The sequence below is a fragment of the Neptuniibacter sp. UBA6509 genome (genome assembly GCA_002435145.1).
GTDB lineage: Bacteria > Pseudomonadota > Gammaproteobacteria > Pseudomonadales > Balneatricaceae > Neptuniibacter.
Map to the genome: position 1 here is coordinate 1 of DJLT01000075.1, position 16606 is coordinate 16606.

17 protein-coding genes and 1 pseudogene are annotated in these 16606 nt (G+C 42.3%); 15 read left to right on the top strand and 3 right to left on the bottom strand.

Annotated elements, in window-relative coordinates:
- The 15 genes and pseudogenes from B4K11_RS09345 to B4K11_RS09415 form a co-directional block, all read left to right on the top strand.
- A pseudogene (locus tag B4K11_RS09345) lies at nt 1-193 on the top strand (EamA/RhaT family transporter); the annotation flags it as partial.
- A 277-nt stretch (nt 194-470) separates the two neighbouring features.
- Nucleotides 471-854 (top strand): ribosome hibernation-promoting factor, HPF/YfiA family, encoded by a 384-nt coding sequence (hpf, locus tag B4K11_RS09350; protein WP_292953802.1) that lies wholly within the window; start codon nt 471-473, stop codon nt 852-854.
- A 186-nt stretch (nt 855-1040) separates the two neighbouring features.
- On the top strand, nt 1041-1556 hold the full coding sequence (locus B4K11_RS09355) for a flavodoxin (protein WP_292953799.1): 516 nt from the start codon (nt 1041-1043) through the stop codon (nt 1554-1556).
- A gap of 107 nt (nt 1557-1663) precedes the next feature.
- On the top strand, nt 1664-3520 hold the full coding sequence (locus B4K11_RS09360) for a CHASE2 domain-containing protein (RefSeq protein WP_292953796.1): 1857 nt from the start codon (nt 1664-1666) through the stop codon (nt 3518-3520).
- On the top strand, nt 3510-3971 hold the full coding sequence (locus B4K11_RS09365; protein ID WP_292953793.1) for an SH3 domain-containing protein: 462 nt from the start codon (nt 3510-3512) through the stop codon (nt 3969-3971). Before B4K11_RS09360 ends, B4K11_RS09365 begins: the two co-directional genes overlap by 11 nt.
- The gene (locus B4K11_RS09370) at nt 3961-4827 is read left to right on the top strand and encodes a M48 family metalloprotease (RefSeq protein WP_292953790.1); all 867 of its coding nucleotides are present in this window, start codon (nt 3961-3963) and stop codon (nt 4825-4827) included. The genes B4K11_RS09365 and B4K11_RS09370 overlap by 11 nt, the downstream gene beginning before the upstream one ends.
- A gap of 39 nt (nt 4828-4866) precedes the next feature.
- Complete coding sequence (locus tag B4K11_RS09375; protein WP_292953787.1) at nt 4867-5352, top strand: GNAT family N-acetyltransferase; 486 nt, start codon at nt 4867-4869, stop codon at nt 5350-5352.
- Between the two features lie 8 nt (nt 5353-5360).
- Nucleotides 5361-5951 (top strand): class I SAM-dependent methyltransferase, encoded by a 591-nt coding sequence (locus tag B4K11_RS09380; RefSeq protein WP_292953784.1) that lies wholly within the window; start codon nt 5361-5363, stop codon nt 5949-5951.
- Between the two features lie 229 nt (nt 5952-6180).
- Nucleotides 6181-6864, top strand: coding sequence for a TIGR00153 family protein (locus B4K11_RS09385; RefSeq protein ID WP_292953781.1), 684 nt, complete (start codon nt 6181-6183; stop codon nt 6862-6864).
- Nucleotides 6865-6882: 18 nt separating this feature from the next.
- Nucleotides 6883-8151 carry an inorganic phosphate transporter gene (locus tag B4K11_RS09390; RefSeq protein WP_292953778.1) on the top strand — a complete coding sequence of 423 codons (1269 nt, stop codon included), beginning with the start codon at nt 6883-6885 and terminating at the stop codon, nt 8149-8151.
- A 169-nt stretch (nt 8152-8320) separates the two neighbouring features.
- Nucleotides 8321-9760: an aspartate kinase gene (locus B4K11_RS09395; protein ID WP_292953775.1), complete on the top strand. Its 1440-nt coding sequence runs from the start codon at nt 8321-8323 to the stop codon at nt 9758-9760.
- A 145-nt stretch (nt 9761-9905) separates the two neighbouring features.
- A complete protein-coding gene (bluB, locus tag B4K11_RS09400; RefSeq protein ID WP_292953773.1) occupies nt 9906-10586 on the top strand; it encodes a 5,6-dimethylbenzimidazole synthase in 681 nt (226 codons plus the stop codon).
- 119 nt (nt 10587-10705) lie between these two features.
- Nucleotides 10706-11833, top strand: a complete 1128-nt coding sequence (locus B4K11_RS09405) for a hypothetical protein (RefSeq protein ID WP_292953771.1) — start codon at nt 10706-10708, stop codon at nt 11831-11833.
- 126 nt (nt 11834-11959) lie between these two features.
- The gene (locus tag B4K11_RS09410; RefSeq protein WP_292953769.1) at nt 11960-12241 is read left to right on the top strand and encodes a peptidylprolyl isomerase; all 282 of its coding nucleotides are present in this window, start codon (nt 11960-11962) and stop codon (nt 12239-12241) included.
- Between the two features lie 292 nt (nt 12242-12533).
- Entirely contained in the window at nt 12534-13007 is a 474-nt protein-coding gene (locus B4K11_RS09415) for a DUF1499 domain-containing protein (protein WP_292953767.1), read from the top strand.
- Nucleotides 13008-13100: 93 nt separating this feature from the next.
- On the opposite strand, the gene B4K11_RS09420 is transcribed toward B4K11_RS09415, so the two are convergent.
- The 3 genes from B4K11_RS09420 to B4K11_RS09430 all read right to left on the bottom strand — a co-directional run bounded on the left by B4K11_RS09420 (nt 13101) and on the right by B4K11_RS09430 (nt 16447).
- Complete coding sequence (locus tag B4K11_RS09420; protein ID WP_292953764.1) at nt 13101-15056, bottom strand: acetoacetate--CoA ligase; 1956 nt, start codon at nt 15054-15056, stop codon at nt 13101-13103.
- Between the two features lie 201 nt (nt 15057-15257).
- On the bottom strand, nt 15258-15803 hold the full coding sequence (locus B4K11_RS09425) for a hydrolase (RefSeq protein WP_292959340.1): 546 nt from the start codon (nt 15801-15803) through the stop codon (nt 15258-15260).
- Nucleotides 15804-15826: 23 nt separating this feature from the next.
- Nucleotides 15827-16447, bottom strand: a complete 621-nt coding sequence (locus tag B4K11_RS09430; RefSeq protein ID WP_292953758.1) for a DUF2889 domain-containing protein — start codon at nt 16445-16447, stop codon at nt 15827-15829.
- Nucleotides 16448-16606 lie beyond the last annotated feature (159 nt).

Sequence of the window (16606 nt, forward strand, 5' to 3'; positions counted from 1 at the left end):
TGTGATCGCTTTTGTTCCCGCCATTATTAGTTGGCAAACGCCAACCATGGAGCAAATAGGCTGGTTATTGTTAATGGCCTGTACCTCTACCATTGCTCAGCTATGCTTAAGTAAGGGTTATGCATCAGCCCCCGCAGGCCAGTTAGGGCCTTATACCTATACCTCTGTAGCAATTGCTTCCTTATTTGGCTAGTGGTTATGGGATGAAGTGCTCAGTATTAACAGTTTGTTAGGCGTTGTTTTTATCATCGTGGCAGGTGTTTTGACGGCATTTTCGCGTAATACAAAAAGCGCTTCAAACAACAGTTGAACACAGAGTATTCAATTTTTATCGGTACAAAGATTTTTTAGCAAGATGGGAAAAAGTACTTGTATTCCTCTGGAGGAATGGTACTACTGTAAGGGTACAGGGGAGTTAAAAAACTGTTTTTTAGGTTCTCTAATAGCAACATTGCTTTAAGGATTTATACATGAATATAAAAATCACTCACCGCAATGCAAAAGTTTCAGATAGTGTAAAAGAAAAAGTAGAAGCTTGGCTTAACACTAGTCAGGAGCGTTACGAAGTTATTACTAGCGCGCATGTCATTATTGAGAAAAAGGAACGTGAAGAAATAGCAGAGGCGACTGTACATATCGCTGGCAAAGATCTATTTGCTAAAGCAACAGCTGAAAACCTTTATTCTGCACTTGATACTTTGGCTGACAAAATAGATAGACAACTGGATAAAATTCACCAGAAAAATGTGAATAAAAAAGGAGTTCAGAAACCAGTTGTGAACACGCCTGAGCCAGAAGGTGTGGATGTAGATGAAGAGTATGAAGAGTACGATGAAAAGATGACTCTCGCTTAACTCAAATGTAATTTTTCAATAGATTACATACTGTAAAGAATGCCCAGCCGATGCTGGGCATTTTTGTTTCTGATCCTCCTATTTTTTTAAATCCACTTTTTATGTTTGATAGGCTTGATTAATTCTCTATCTGTAAGATAATGATAGTTGTTATCATTATTGTTCAGATTTATAGGGGGGGGTTAGATGAATACCGTTCTTTTTTATGGGACAACGACAGGCAATACAGGTGACATTGCTACTGAATTAAAAGAGCAGTGGTGCGCTGGGGAGATAGATCTATTTGATGTTGTGGATGTATCTCTTAACATCGTGAGTGAGTATGACACTGCAATTTTTGCCATACCTACGTGGGATTACGGTGAAGTGCAAGAAGACTGGCAAGATGTGTGGGACGAAGTTGAAGGTATCGACTTCTCAGCTAAGCACGTTGCTTTTATTGGCTTAGGTGATCAATTTGGCTATCCAGAATGGTTTGTTGATGCAATGGGCATGCTACATGATAAGGTTGTTGCTCAGGGCGCATCGGTGGTTGGTTATTGGTCCACTGAAGGTTATGAGTTTGATGAGTCTAAAGCGTTAACTGAGGACAAAAAGCACTTTGTCGGCTTGGCTTTAGATGAAGACTGGCAACGTGAACAAAGCGCAGAACGGCTTGTGAGCTGGCTTAGTCAAATTAATCTAGAGCTGGGGATTGTATAAAACTTAACTTCGTTTAAAGGACCCAAACGAAGTTTGTTGTGTCTGCTTAATACTGACCTATGCTTTAAGCACGCATGTTTATCTTTTGCGTGAGGGTATTACTGCTTATGGTCGAAAACAAGCAACGATCAGACGTTAAAGTCACCGTGGTGATCAGTTCACTGTTTTTGTTGTTTGTTTACGCAAACCTTCATTTTCCCTTTCTACAGCGCCTTGATAATATTTGGTTGGATTTTACCGTTCAACAAAGGGCTAAAGCTCATACGGCATCTGATCAAATTGTTGTGATTGATATTGATGATGCGAGTTTAAGTAATCTCGCTCCGATCGCTGGTAATTGGCCCTGGCCTAGAGCGATTCATGCCGAACTGGTTGAATTGATCGAGCAACAGGGACCTAAAGCGATTGTCTTCGATATTCTATTTGCTGATAGGGATATCTTTAATCCGCAAAGTGACCAATATTTTAGCGAGGTGTTGGCCGCTACAGATAATGTCTATCTACCTTTTTTGCACCTGAAAACCGATTCCGATGCGCTTTTCCCACGATTAGATCAATATCCAGATACAGTGCCAATTATAAGTCCTGCTGGGGATACTGCTGTGCCTCATGCGAGCCTGGTTCTACCTAAAGCGGTTGACCCTGAAGTCTGGCGTTTAGGCAGTATAAATTTCCATGTGGATGATGATGGAGTGGGCCGAAGGTATGCTTCATCGCACAGAATCGGCAACTGGGGTATTGAGACTATGCCTGCGAGATTGGCAGACGATCTTAGCGGCTATAAAAATCAGCAGAAAGATGTGTGGTTAGATTGGTACAGCGGTATGGAGCAGCCATACCAGCGTCTACCTTATGCCGAGGTATATGCCGCGTTGAGTGAAGGGCGGGATTATCTTTTTCCTGATTTCTTTTCAAATAAGATAATTGTTATCGGTTCGACCGCTGCGGGTTTGCATGATATTCAAGTCACGCCAATTAGCAGTACTTATCCCGGTGTTTTTATCCTAGCAACAGCCATTGATAATTTCTTAAATCAGGATTTTCTACATAAGGTTAGCAATACCGTAATTCTGCAATCTCAACTCATTCTATTTTTGCTATTCGTTATTCTTCTTTTACGTATTAAAAATTTAGTGCCCGCGTTACTCACTCTTATTACTGCTGCTGTATTGCTTTGTGCTTTTAGTTATTACCTGATGCTGTTGAATGCCATCATTTTCCCCGTGATTAGTTGGATAACGGCTTATCTTTTTTTAGCGGCGATTTTCTATATCAATCGTATGCTTAGACAACAGAGAGAGATAAAAAAAACGGTCGATGTATTTGGTCGTTTTCTTGACCCTAAAGTGGTCAAAATTTTATTAGAACAAGGGTTAACTGATCAGGCATTGGCGGGTAAAAATACAAGAGTGACAATTTTGTTTACCGATATTAGAGAGTTTACCCAGCTGTCTGAATACAGAACGGCGACAGAGATAGTCGCTTTGCTTAACCAGTATTTCTCTCGTCAGGTCGAAGTGATTTTTAATCATCAAGGGACTTTAGATAAGTTTATTGGCGACGCAATAATGGCATTTTGGGGTGAGCCTGTTGAAAGTTCCTCACAGGAAATTTCGGCGGTCAATGCTGCATTGGACATGGTTGATCAGATGATTCAGTTTCGCCGTGAGTGTGGATTATACGATTTTGATATTGGAATTGGGCTGCATACAGGAGATGTAGTTGTTGGGGCCATTGGAACGCAGAGTCGTTATGATTACACCGCTATTGGTGATGCCGTTAATGTGGCGAGCCGAATTGAAGGGTTGACTAAAGAGACTGGGCGCAGAGTGCTAGTGTCAGAAGAAACAAGAAAAGCGTGTGGTACTGCTTTTGACTTCGAGCTGATTGGTGACTATAAGGTTAAAGGCCGGGAAGAGTTAGTCACGGTATATCAACCAAGGAGGTTGAGTGATGAAAATTAAATCCCTGATGGTTGTTTTGACATTTTTTCTCTCTACACAACTTTTTGCCTCACAGTTAGCCTATACGGTTAGATCGGTTCCTCTATTACAGTCCCCCTCAACTACAAGCACCATTATTGCCCAGCTAGATAAAGAGAGCACTCTACGACTGTTGAAGCGTCGTGGGGGGTGGTATCAGATTAGGAGTGATGTAGGAGAGGGCTGGATAAAAATGATTTCAGTCCGTTTTGTACCTAAAGCTAACCAGCAGACCGCTGTCGGTTCTGTGAAATATCAATCTAGTACGACTCTGACTACCGGTGTAAGAGGGTTAGATGAGGTTGGCATGGTATCTGGAGGTACAGGGGTCCCATTAAAGCAATTGGAAAAGTATGTGGTATCTAAAGAAAGTGCAGCTTCCTTTGCTAAAGAGGGCAACCTATCGTCTCGGGAGGTTGATTATGTTTATTAATAAGCACAGACAGCCTAGATCCCTGATAATCATATTAGTGGGCATATTAGTAAGTGCTTGTCAGGTTAACAATATTAATCTGACACCGTTAATGGATGCGACAAAGAAATCGTCAGACTTATTTGAGAAGTCTTTAGAAGAGGAAGTTGAATTAGGGCAAGAGGTGAGCCGTGTTTTATTGAAAAATGCCTCAATTTATAATGCCAAAGAGGTTCAACGTTATGTCGGCTCAGTGGGTATATGGTTGGCACAGCATACGATGCGACCAGATATCCCTTGGCGTTTTACTGTTATCAGAGATGATAGCTTTAATGCATTCGCGACCCCTGGAGGCTATATCTATATCACTACGGGCACGTTAGAGCAGCTAAGTAGCGAAGCTGAATTGGCAGGTGTACTAGCGCATGAGATAGCGCATGTTGTGGAAAAGCATCACTTAGCCGCCATCCAGAAAGAAGCTAAAGTAGGAATGATTGCAGATCTTGCTCGATTTCTTAAAGACAGTGACGGCGACTCAAACAATAATACGGTTATGTTAGGTGATCATTCACTCGAAAATAAGCTCCTAACGACGGTACAAGATATCTATAGTGATGGCTTAGCCCGAGAGGATGAGATAGAAGCCGATTCGATGGGAATGGTGATAGCGGCGCGTGCAGGCTATGACCCTATGGCTTATATAGAGGTTTTGCAGAAAATAGATGCGCATCAAGATGATGGGGCGTTCTGGCAATCTTTTTCAAAACGTCATCCTTCTGCACAATCACGCTTGGAAGAACTCGAGTCAACAGCGGATAGATTAACGCAAATACAAGGCAAGGAGCTTAGCCAGCGTTATAGGAACATGCTAAGGTAAGTTTTATCTGACTTGTAACTATTTAGCGAGCCTATTGCGATGGCACTCGATTGTCATACCTCTATTGCATCTAAGCAGGATTTAGATCAGGTTGTTCATTGTTGGAAACATCTTACTATAGAGCTTCCTCTTCATCATATTCAGCCCTTTGGCAAGCGTCTGCATGAGCATCTTGATCAAGAGCTTAGGCCCACTGCTGAGCAGTGTATTGCACGAGACGATGCTCAAGTTTGGATATTAAAGTCACATAAGGACCGGTTACTCGGTACTGTTTCAGTTGTTCTGAATACACAAATTGGTTATAGCCAGCCAAATAGTGGTGTCATTTTTAATCTTTGGGTTTTTCCAGATTCGCGGGGGCGTGGTTACGGACAGGTTTTGGTTGCAGAGGCTAAAAAATGGCTACGCTCACAAGGAGCAACATCTATTCAGGCGGGGTGGCATCCGGGAAATACTCAAGCTGATCGATTCTGGAAAAAGCAGGGATTTGAAGCATACGAAACAATAGCCGCAAGCAAACTATAAGAAGGTTTATGAACGAACTACCTAAAGCTCAAGTTAAATGGGATAAACGCTACCAAGATAAAGCGGCTGCACCTAATTCACCTTCAGCCCCTCAATATCTGCAACGAAACTGGAAGTCATTACGGTCAGGTAGAGCACTTGACCTAGCTGCAGGGGATGGTGCTGTGAGTCTTTATCTAGCAGATAAGGGATTTGATGTATCTGCTGTAGATATTTCCACCGTTGGTCTTTCACTATTAAATGAGAATATGAAACAGCAGGGATATGAGGTTTCTACATCTGCAATGGACCTTGAGTGTGCTGAGGCAGATCTCAGTTCTTTAGGGTTGTTTGATTCAATTGTGATCTCTCGTTATAAGCCTATAGATCTGTTATGGCCAAAATTGATAGATCTGCTTAAACCTGAAGGCACCTTGCTAATCACGACATTTAACTTGATGCATCATCAAAGAACGGGTTTTTCACAGCGATTCTGTTTACAGCCCAATGAGTATATTGATCGATTTAACGGTTTGTCATTGCTGAGCTATGAAGCTGATATTGATGCATCAGGTGAGGATGGTTATCTTTTCGCTAAAAAGAGTGCCGAATCAGGCTAACAAATCCCTTTTAAAGTAATGTATATACATTGGTATGCAACTAATTTACAAGCAATGCGCTATGTATATCTCGAAAATGTCCGAAATCAAATATTTCAGTTTTTTTACGGTTAAATGACTAAATTGTAACAAAACTGTAATTACTCAAGGTCATAATTCCGTCATAATCCGCTCGCCTGAATATGTTAGTCATATTCAAAATTGTTTACCGATTTATAGGGTACGTAGTATGGTTTCCACCAATAGTCCGTTTTTGCAGATGTTTGCGCGTTCGCCGTTTAAACCAATGCAAGAACATATTGCCAAAGCTCAAGAGTGTGCTGTAGAGCTAATTCCTTTTTTTAAAGCTGTTATTGCCGATGATTGGCAGGAAGCTGAAAAAATTCAGAATCGTATCGCCGTTCTTGAAGGCGATGCTGATGTAATGAAGAAGCAGATTCGTCAAAACCTGCCAAAAAGTATTTTTCTTCCAGTACCTCGTACCGATCTACTTGAAGTCGTAAGAATGCAGGACAAAATTGCAAACCGTGCAAAAGATATTTCGGGTTTGATGCTGGGGCGCCAGATGTCTGTGCCTGAGATCATGCAGTCGGATATGACTGAATATGTTCGCGTAGCCTTGACTACATCTGAACAAGCTTTAACTGCTTTAAAAGAGCTAGATGAGCTTGTTAATAGTGGTTTTGGTGGACATGAGATCGAAGTGATTGAAAAAATGCTGGATAAGTTAGATCAGCTTGAACATAGCACTGATGAGCATGAACGTGCCATGCGTTTAAAGCTATTCAGCATTGAAAAAGATCTTCCACCTATCGATGTAATGTTCCTTTATCAGGTGATTACATTAATTGGTGATTTGGCAGATCGCGCTCAACAAGTAGGTAGCCGCTTGCAGCTACTTGTAGCCCGCTAACTTAGTTCGGATATTACAATGGAAATTATTGCTCAGTACGGCGATATCATCGTCATTCTCGCATGTGTATTTGGTTTCTTTATGGCTTGGGGTGTGGGAGCCAACGATGTTGCCAATGCAATGGGAACGTCTGTAGGTTCTAAAGCTTTAACCCTAAAGCAAGCAATTATTATTGCTATCATCTTTGAATTTTTAGGTGCTTACCTAGCGGGTGGTGCGGTAACCGCGACAATCCGTAAAGGTATCATCGACCCAAGTTTGCTATCCGGAACGCCTGAACTGCTGGTGTTTGGTATGTTGTCTGCGCTATTGGCAGCAGGTATCTGGCTATTAGTGGCAACTCATTTCGGCTGGCCTGTATCTACAACTCACTCTATCGTGGGTGCGATTGTTGGTTTTGCTGCAGTTGGTATCTCTGTAGATGCAGTAAACTGGGCCAAGGTCTCTAAGATTGTTGCAAGCTGGGTGGTATCGCCTGTCACCGCCGGTTTAATAGCCTTTTTCCTCTTTAAGAGTGTGCAAAGGCTCATATTAGATACGGATAATCCGTTTGCAAACGCCAAGAAATATATCCCTGGTTATATGTTCCTTGTAGGCTTCATGGTTTCTATGGTGACTTTCACTAAGGGATTGAAGCACGTAGGTTTGGATTTCAGCTGGGGTGAAAGTGCTGCAGCGTCTGTTGCTATTGCGGTTGTCGTTATGATTATCGGTATTCAGATGCAGAAACGTATCACGCCGGATCCAGAAGCAGACCGCGAACATCACTTCTCAAGTGTTGAGAAACTGTTTGGTATCTTGATGATGTTCACTGCTTGTGCCATGGCCTTTGCTCATGGTTCAAACGATGTGGCGAATGCTGTAGGTCCTTTAGCTGCGGTTGTAGGTGTTGTTGCTGCGGGTGGTGAAGTTGCCCAGAAAACAGCGATGCCTGTTTGGATCTTATTGCTAGGTGGCGGGGGTATCGTAGCCGGTCTTGTGATGTACGGTCATAAAGTAATTGCGACCGTGGGTAGCAATATTACTGAGTTAACACCAAGCCGTGGTTTTGCCGCGACCCTTGCTGCTGCAACTACTGTTGTATTTGCCTCAGGTACGGGTTTACCTATCTCTACAACACACACGCTTGTTGGTGCTGTTCTGGGTGTAGGTCTAGCGCGTGGTATGGCTGCCCTTAACTTGCGTATTGTAGGTACTATCTTTGCTTCTTGGATTGTAACCCTACCAGCGGGTGCAGGCTTAGCGATCATGTTCTTCTTTATGTTTAAAGGCATCTTCAGCATTTAAGCTACTGTCTTTAAGCAAACTCTTAAAAACCTGTAATTTAACGATTACAGGTTTTTTTTGTCTTAAGAATAAAAATAAGGACACAACAACATCATATTGATGTAAAATTTGTGCCCAATTTTTCGCCTAGGGCGATACCTAAAGATAACCTGCGATATCCGGAAAGACGATGCATACAGTTGAGAAGATCGGCGGTACTTCAATGAGCCGCTTTGAGGAGTTGATGGACACCATTTTGGTGGGTAAACGTACTACACCAGAGGAACTGTATAACCGTATTTTTGTTGTATCTGCGTACGGTGGTATTACTAACTATCTTTTAGAACACAAGAAAACCGGTGAGCCGGGTGTTTATGCTCGTTTCGCTAATGCCGAGACTGAGCAAGCATGGATGGAAGAGCTAAATAAAGTTCAAGCGCGTATGCAGGAGATCAATGCTGAATTGTTTTCTGCTGAAGACGCAGAGTTTGAGCGTAATGCTGCAGACAGCTTTGTGATCGAACGCCTAAATGATGTGCGCGATTGTATGAAAAGCTTGCACCATTTATGCACTTATGGCCATTTCCAGTTAGATGAGCACTTAATGAAAGTGCGCGAGATGCTGGCGTCTATTGGCGAAGCGCACAGTGCCTATAATTCTGTTTTAGCACTACGCAAGTCAGGTATTAATGCGCGGTTTGTGGATCTTACCGGCTGGCATTTAGATCAGCCTTTGCCATTTGAAGAGATGATTCAGAAGCAGTTTGCTGATGTAGATATCGCTTCAGAGATGCTAATTGCTACGGGCTATACACACTGTGAAGAAGGTCTGATGAAGACTTTTGATCGTGGTTACAGTGAAATGACTTTCAGTATGATCGCTACAGTTACCGGCGCAGATGAAGCTATTATCCATAAAGAGTATCACTTAAGCTCTGCTGACCCGATGCTGGTGGGTACTGATAATGTTGTAACTATTGGTGCTACTAACTACGACGTAGCGGATCAGCTGTCTAACTTAGGTATGGAAGCTATTCATCCTAAGGCTGCTAAAGGTTTACGCCGTAACGGTGTCAAATTGCGTATTAAGAATGCGTTTGAGCCGGATCACGAAGGTACGATCATTAGCCAGGAATATCATAGCGATGCACCTCGTGTTGAAATTATTGCGGGCCGTAAAGATGTTTTCGGCATCGAAATTTTTGACCAAGAGATGCTAGGTGATGCAGCTTATGACATCGAGATCTCTAAGTTACTGGCACAGTTGAAGCTTTATGTAATTAATAAGGATGCGGATGCCAACAGTATCACCTATTACGTAGGTGGTTCGCGTAAAATGGTAAACCGTGCAGCTCGGTTGATGGAAGAGATGTACCCTGAAGGTCAAATTTGCCTTCACAACCTTGCTATCGTTTCTGCGATTGGTTCGCATATGAAAGTGAAGGGCATTTTGGCGCGCACTGTCAGTGCTCTTGCTGAAGCCGATATCAATGTTATGGCACTGCATCAGTCAATTCGTCAGGTTGAGATGCAATGCTTAGTCTCGGAAGAGGATTACGAGCAAGCTATCATTGCCTTACACGCGGCGCTTATTGAGCAAAGCGGTCAGAATGTTAACTCTGCTGCATAGAATCTTTTCTTTGTTGAGTTGAGTTGATAAAGAGATACCTGTATCTAATGATACGGGTATTTTTTTATCTACGCTCTATGGAAGATAGGATTGTCGTCGTAGAGTCACGCATGTAGACTGCCACAATATTAATACAGGTGCGCTTATGGATCAGGATATCAAAAGCAGTAAGCATATCGATATCAGTCAGGAGATACGTGATGACTTTTATCAGGTGCTTTATGGCCGTCGTGATGTTAGAGGGCAGTTTTTACCTGATGAGATACCGGATGAAGTGCTGACAAATATTTTACATGCGGCTCATCATGCGCCTTCTGTTGGCTTATCTCAGCCTTGGAATTTTATACTAATTCGTGACAATGAGCAGCGTAAGCGTATTTATGATGCTTTTGTTGAAGCGAATGATGAAGCTGCTCAAATGTTTGAAGGTGGGCGTCGTAGTCACTATCAAAGCTTAAAACTGCAAGGGATTCTTGATACACCACTCAATGTTTGTATCACCTGTGATCGTGAAAGAGGTGGTCCAGTCGTACTGGGCAAAACTCATCAGGCTGAGATGGATCTTTATAGTACGGTGTGTGCTGTTCAAAATTTCTGGCTTGCCGCTAGGGCTGAAAATATAGGGGTTGGCTGGGTTTCTATTATTCAAAAAGAGAAACTAACAGAGCTATTAGAACTACCTGAGAATATTGTGCCCGTTGCATATCTATGTGTTGGCTATGTCTCGGAGTTTTTAAAGAAACCCGAGTTAGAATTAGCACAATGGGAAAAGCGTCTTCAGCTTGAAGAGCTTATTTATGCTGATAAATGGGGCCGAAAAAAGTAACAATCCTTCCTGATTAATTCTCATACTGAACTTTCTGCTTAAAAAATAACCTATATTTTATATATTGCTGTTTTTAGATTGGCTATTAACAGTGCATAGGTTGGCTGCAGGAGGTTTGTATGCGTTTCATCCTCAAACTTGTGTTGTGCGCTTCTATTTGTATGGCAAACATCGCAAGTGTGATGGCAGTCGAAGTAACCGATTCCAATACATTTTACCGTCCAGTGATAGAAAAGCTTGTGCTTCAGCACATTGAGCCTGTGATTGCCGAGCTGCCCTTGGAACAGCGTACACGCTTGAATGACGTTCAAATATCGATTGTTGAAAACATGCGAGCTCATGCCATGGCTTTAGCATTAGATGAGACACCTCCACGGGTATTGATCAATGCGCGTTTTATTAGCGATCTTTCTGCATACGCCGAGGCTTATCAAGTTACACAGATTACGGCACGCAGTGAGTTTATAGAGCATTACTTTCATTATTATTTCAGTGAAATTTCACAGGGCGTTCATCACACGAGTATTTTGAGACCGGTGATTTGGGCAGAACTAAGTGAGCGAGAAGCTGCACAGATTATAAGTTCACAGCAGCCTGTATTTGAGGGGGTGTTACTGGATGTGTTGCTGCATGAGTTGGGGCATCATGCAGAGAAGGCTTTTTACAGCTACCGGGCGAGTCAGGCCATAATAGAAGATAATGAAGCGCTGGCGGATCAGTGGGCTCAGTTTGTTAAAGCAAAACACCTTCCATCAATTAATCCGTTAGGGCAACTAATATCGATCGCTTTTATCTTTGAAAGGGATCGTTGGGTTATTCTAGCTAAGGATAAAAGCTATCCTCGAATGCTTCCAATGATTGTCGGACGCTTACCAAGCTTGTGTAGAGATTCGGTAATGACGGTTAAAGAGTTTTGTGAGCGCTTAGAAGATAACATCGGGTCTTACATGACCAGCCGTATTGAAAGAGCCTATAGCCAACGAATAGAGCAGGGTGAAGATTTTGCGCGTTTTCCTATGGCGCAGATTTTATTATCCAAGAATAACTTCGTAGAGGCGTGTAATTATTTCAATGAAAGTTTGATTTACGGTCAAGTGTCACGCGCTGCTATATATGTCGGCTGGTGTTATCAGAAAGGTTTTCTAGAAAACTCCCCCCCAGATGCGGAAGTATTGGCTATGGCTAATCTACGAGGGGGAACCGGTTACGGTTATAGCGATAAGATTATGGTTGAGCACTTTTTCTAAACCCTTATGGGTTGAAAAATCCCTTTGAAGACTCATCTTATGTTTATGGTAAATACTTACTGGACGTTAATACATGCGCCGGGTAAAGTTGCGACAATTACATAAATTTATTATTGGAGTTTCATAATGGCACGCGCTACAGCACGTCACATTTTGGTCGATTCAGAAGAACAGTGTAATCAGTTAAAAACAGATATCGAAGCGGGTACTGATTTTGCTGAAGCAGCAAAGAAGCACTCTACTTGTCCTTCTGGTGGTCAAGGTGGTGATTTAGGTTCTTTTGGTCGTGGCCAAATGGTTCCTGAGTTTGATACTGCGGTTTTCACGGGTGAAGTTGGCGTTGTACAGGGCCCAATTAAAACTCAGTTTGGCTATCACCTACTAGAAGTGACTAGCCGAGAAGACTAAGCCTTTATATTTTAAAGGTGTTCAGAAAAGGGTCTTGAGCAATCAGGGCTCTTTTTTTATGCCTAGAGATTGGCGGGAATTTTTTAACATATAGATTTATATCAATTGTTTGGTATTTCTTCTTTCTGTTAAGGAAGCAATAATCTTCTTTAGGCTATAGTTTTAAGGTTACAGTATTGCTAATGCTGTATCTTAAACTGACCCTTTGGTCGCTGTTTGGGACTAAACAGCTTTTTAAATCATAGTTAAACCAAAGTTAAATCAAAGCATGGAAGGGAAGAAGCACATTAAAATGGAATTACTCACACTCATAATACTGGTTACAATCGTACTGGTTTTTTGGTTTATGGCGATGGCTTCGCAAGAGGGACGTGCTATCGGCCTTGTAGATGGTCAGCTCGCAAGATGTAGTGAAAAACCTAATTGTGTATGCTCCGAATACCCAGACGATCAAGAGCATTTTATAGAGCCTTTTGTTATACCGGATAGTTTTGATAACCCCGAGCAAGTCAGTCACCTTATTAAAGGGGTGTTAGAGAAAGCGGGCGGGAAAGTTCAAATCCAGTCAAACTCATATCTTTCTGCCATCTTCGAAAGCCGGTTTTTGGGTTTTGTCGATGACGTTGAAGTACGTATTGATATGTCTTCTAAGCGAGTCTATTTGCGTTCAGCATCCCGTGTGGGCTATTCAGATCTAGGGGCTAATCGTAACAGAGCGACTGCGATCTATTCATTATTAGATAAGCAGACCACTACTGCATTTTGACAGCTAATGTACGTATAAGCATACCCTACTGAATGTAAAGCATGTTCAGGTTGTCTATTCGCCAGCTACATTATTTACTTTTATTGTTCACCTTTATTCATCACACTGAAGTTCGGGGAGATTAGAGAAGTACTGTAAAGCGTGAGGATTGGCTAAGGCATCCTTGTTGGTCACCTCTTCACCAAGCACTGTTTTTCTAATAGCCAGCTCTACTATCTTTCCGCTGATAGTGCGCGGAATTTCATTCACTTGAATAATGATTGAAGGCACGTGGCGGGGGGTTGTGTGTGCCCGAATCGTTTGTTGAATCTCCTTCTTTAGTTTGTCATCTAATGTAACGCCATCTTTTAAGACAACAAATAACACAACACGGGTGTCATCTTCCCAAGGCTGTCCAATACAAACGCTGTCTATAACGCTGCTTATACGTTCAACTTGTCGATAGATCTCCGCTGTTCCAATGCGAACACCACCTGGGTTCAGCACAGCATCAGAACGGCCATGAATAATCATGCCTGTATGCTCGGTGATTTCACCGTAATCACCATGGGCCCATATATTTTCAAACTGTGAGAAATAAGCTTTTTTATATTTCTCCCCATCTGCATCATTCCAAAAATAGATTGGCATCGAAGGAAAAGGTGATTGGCATACTAATTCCCCTTTCTCTCTTGTTATGGATTGGCCTTTATCATTGTAAATAGCCACATCCATACCAAGACCTAAGCATTGTAGTTCCCCGGTATAAACCGGAAGGCTTGGATTGCCTAGGGCGAAACAGGAGATGATATCAGTGCCGCCAGAAATCGATGCTAAAAGGAGGTCTTGCTTGATATCCCGATAAACGAATTCAAAGCTTTCATGAGAGAGTGGGGAGCCAGTTGATAGTATTGCTCGTAAATTATCTAATTGATGGGTCTCATGAGGTTTTGTTCCCGCTTTCTCAAGAGCGGACAAGTATTTCGCACTGGTTCCAAATACACTGATCTTTTCCTGCTCAGTCATATCCCAAAGCGTCGTAGCTGAGGGGGCAAAAGGTGAACCGTCAAAAAGCACAACGCTACAGCCTGAGGCGAGCCCGCTGATAAGCCAGTTCCACATCATCCAGCCGCAAGTAGTGAAATAGAATAGATTATCTTCTCTACGAATATCTGTATGTAAACGGTGTTCTTTCAGATGTTGTAATAATGTTCCACCAATACCATGAACAATACATTTAGGCACACCAGTGGTGCCTGATGAGTACATGATATACAGGGGATCAGAAAAGCTCATAGGCTCAAACGTCAACGTCTGTTTTGGTTGATCAAGAAAGTGATTAAGTGTGCAAGCGCCAGGAATGTTATCGGGCAGGGGGACTTCGTCTAAGTATGGAACAAACACAATTTGTTCTGTGTTTTCAAGCTGCTGTGAGATCTCCTCTATTTTACTGCGGCAATCTATAACTTTACCGTTATAAAGATAATTTGAAACGGTAAAAAGCACTTTAGGTTTAACCTGCCCAAAACGATCAATAACCCCTTGTATGCCGAAATCAGGAGAGCAGGAGGTCCAGATTGCTCCGAGTGATGTTGCAGCAAGCATAGCAATAACAGCGTCAGGAATGTTAGGTAAAAGCCCTGCAACTACATCGCCTTTTTTAACGTTAAGCGCTTTTAAGCCGGATGCACATTGCGTGACTCGGGCGTAAAGTTCTGTATAGCTGATCTCTATACGTGTATTGCTTTCATTTCTGAATATTAACGCTGTGTGGTCGTCTCTAAATCGCAGTAAATTTTCAGCAAAGTTGAGTTTAGCTGAGGGAAACCATTGCGCCCCCGGCATTTTGTCACCATCCACTAAATAGGGCCCCTCACCTTTGCTACCAATTACCTGGCAGTAATCCCATATATCTTCCCAAAAGTGTTCGCTATGCGTAACTGACCATTGATGCAGAGTCGAGTATGAGCTGAGCGACAGGGAGTGGGATTGATTGATCTCCTGCATAAAGTGATACAAATGGGTTTGTTCAACGTTTTTCTTAGAGGGCTGCCACAAAGGCTGGGTCATATTGATTACCGCTTAAAAGGATATGACAAGTATAGAATATAATAATTATAGGGCACGTGAATTTAAACTTTTAAGTTATGAAAGTAGAACTTTTATACGGAGTATAAGGGGGTAATATTGGAATAGATTTTACTTTATAGCTAGTTGAGGAAGGGGATAACCGATCTAAATCTGAGTTTAGATCGGTTTTATGACTAGCTTCTATCTCAGGTAATTCTTACTGATCTCTCTAAATGTATCTGTGCCTGATTTTTGCATCCATTCGAATGCAACCATTTCACGGCTTACGATATAGATTCCACATTGACGCATACGCTCTAATGCCAATGCTTTATCTTTAGGATCACGGGATGAAACGCAATCTGCGACGATATACACTTCACGTGCTTGCTGTTTTAACTGAATAGCTGTTTGTAATACGCATACATGGGCCTCCATACCGACAATCACAACTTGATTGGGACGGATAGCATTGATCGTCTCATTACAGCTTGGCTCAGACATGCAAGAGAAATGAACTTTCTCCATGACTGTATCGGCAGGGGTAACTTCGGCAATCTCACTGATGGTATGACCAAGGCCCTGAGGATATTGTTCTGATGTTAAGACAGGGACATTAAGTTTTGCAGCGATTTCGGCAAGCCAGCGCGCATTGTTCACTAACTCTTCTTTTTCGTGGATAGCTGGTACTAATTTGTCTTGGATGTCAACAATAAGAAGACAAGATTTATTTGGATGTATCAGCATAGTGTATGCCCCTTTGTTAATCGTTAACTAAACTCAGTGCTCGGTGTCGTTGATTCAACCGCGAGTGTCGCAATGATCTGATCGCTATGTTCGCTCTCATGAAAATGAGGCCACAACTCTTTCACTACAGGCCCATGGGAAGCCAATGTATGACAGGTGTCTAACATTGGGGGTTTGATCGTACCATCTTGCCAATAGTTTTCCAGCTTCTCTCTTTCTTGATGTGTTGCTTGGAAAGCGGTTGTCGCAAGAGGGCCAAGCAACTCCAGTAGGTGAGTACAGCCTAAGTGTCCTGAGAAAAGCTCTTTTGTTCGGCGGGTAAAGCCTTTGGCAATCTGTAAGCCAATGAGCTGTTTATAGGTATCAGAGATGCTTTTGCACGCATTGAAAGGTGTGTAGTCCATAACGGCGACAGCGTCTTTAATATTGAGCTCCATATCGATGGTAATTCGGACAGACATACCGTGAAAAGGCTCACCTGGTGAGATTACGCCTTCTTGTCTATCTTGGTTATCAATAGGGAACGTCTTAGTATCGATAAGATGGGCTTCAATATCCCATAAACCGTCATCGCGTTTAAAACCTTCGCAAATGACTCGACGGGTGTGTTGTAGTGAGCGTGCACTAGGTGTTGGTAATGGCATAGAGATAAACACTGTGGTGGGTCAGATCTAATGTCTGACTTAATATATTAAGTAAGGGCTATTTTAAGGCCTATTGGGTGGGAAAACACCCTTTATACGTATTTTAGTGGGAATAATTAGCAAAAAAGCAGCACTAAGCCACTGCTGTCCCATAGTTTT

Coding starts and splice junctions, on each gene's coding strand:
- hpf (WP_292953802.1), top strand. CDS start 471: ATGAATATAAAAATCACTCACCGCAATGCAAAAGTTTCAGATAGTGTA.
- B4K11_RS09355 (WP_292953799.1), top strand. CDS start 1,041: ATGAATACCGTTCTTTTTTATGGGACAACGACAGGCAATACAGGTGAC.
- B4K11_RS09360 (WP_292953796.1), top strand. CDS start 1,664: ATGGTCGAAAACAAGCAACGATCAGACGTTAAAGTCACCGTGGTGATC.
- B4K11_RS09365 (WP_292953793.1), top strand. CDS start 3,510: ATGAAAATTAAATCCCTGATGGTTGTTTTGACATTTTTTCTCTCTACA.
- B4K11_RS09370 (WP_292953790.1), top strand. CDS start 3,961: ATGTTTATTAATAAGCACAGACAGCCTAGATCCCTGATAATCATATTA.
- B4K11_RS09375 (WP_292953787.1), top strand. CDS start 4,867: ATGGCACTCGATTGTCATACCTCTATTGCATCTAAGCAGGATTTAGAT.
- B4K11_RS09380 (WP_292953784.1), top strand. CDS start 5,361: ATGAACGAACTACCTAAAGCTCAAGTTAAATGGGATAAACGCTACCAA.
- B4K11_RS09385 (WP_292953781.1), top strand. CDS start 6,181: ATGGTTTCCACCAATAGTCCGTTTTTGCAGATGTTTGCGCGTTCGCCG.
- B4K11_RS09390 (WP_292953778.1), top strand. CDS start 6,883: ATGGAAATTATTGCTCAGTACGGCGATATCATCGTCATTCTCGCATGT.
- B4K11_RS09395 (WP_292953775.1), top strand. CDS start 8,321: ATGCATACAGTTGAGAAGATCGGCGGTACTTCAATGAGCCGCTTTGAG.
- bluB (WP_292953773.1), top strand. CDS start 9,906: ATGGATCAGGATATCAAAAGCAGTAAGCATATCGATATCAGTCAGGAG.
- B4K11_RS09405 (WP_292953771.1), top strand. CDS start 10,706: ATGCGTTTCATCCTCAAACTTGTGTTGTGCGCTTCTATTTGTATGGCA.
- B4K11_RS09410 (WP_292953769.1), top strand. CDS start 11,960: ATGGCACGCGCTACAGCACGTCACATTTTGGTCGATTCAGAAGAACAG.
- B4K11_RS09415 (WP_292953767.1), top strand. CDS start 12,534: ATGGAATTACTCACACTCATAATACTGGTTACAATCGTACTGGTTTTT.
- B4K11_RS09420 (WP_292953764.1), bottom strand. CDS start 15,056: ATGACCCAGCCTTTGTGGCAGCCCTCTAAGAAAAACGTTGAACAAACC.
- B4K11_RS09425 (WP_292959340.1), bottom strand. CDS start 15,803: ATGCTGATACATCCAAATAAATCTTGTCTTCTTATTGTTGACATCCAA.
- B4K11_RS09430 (WP_292953758.1), bottom strand. CDS start 16,447: ATGCCATTACCAACACCTAGTGCACGCTCACTACAACACACCCGTCGA.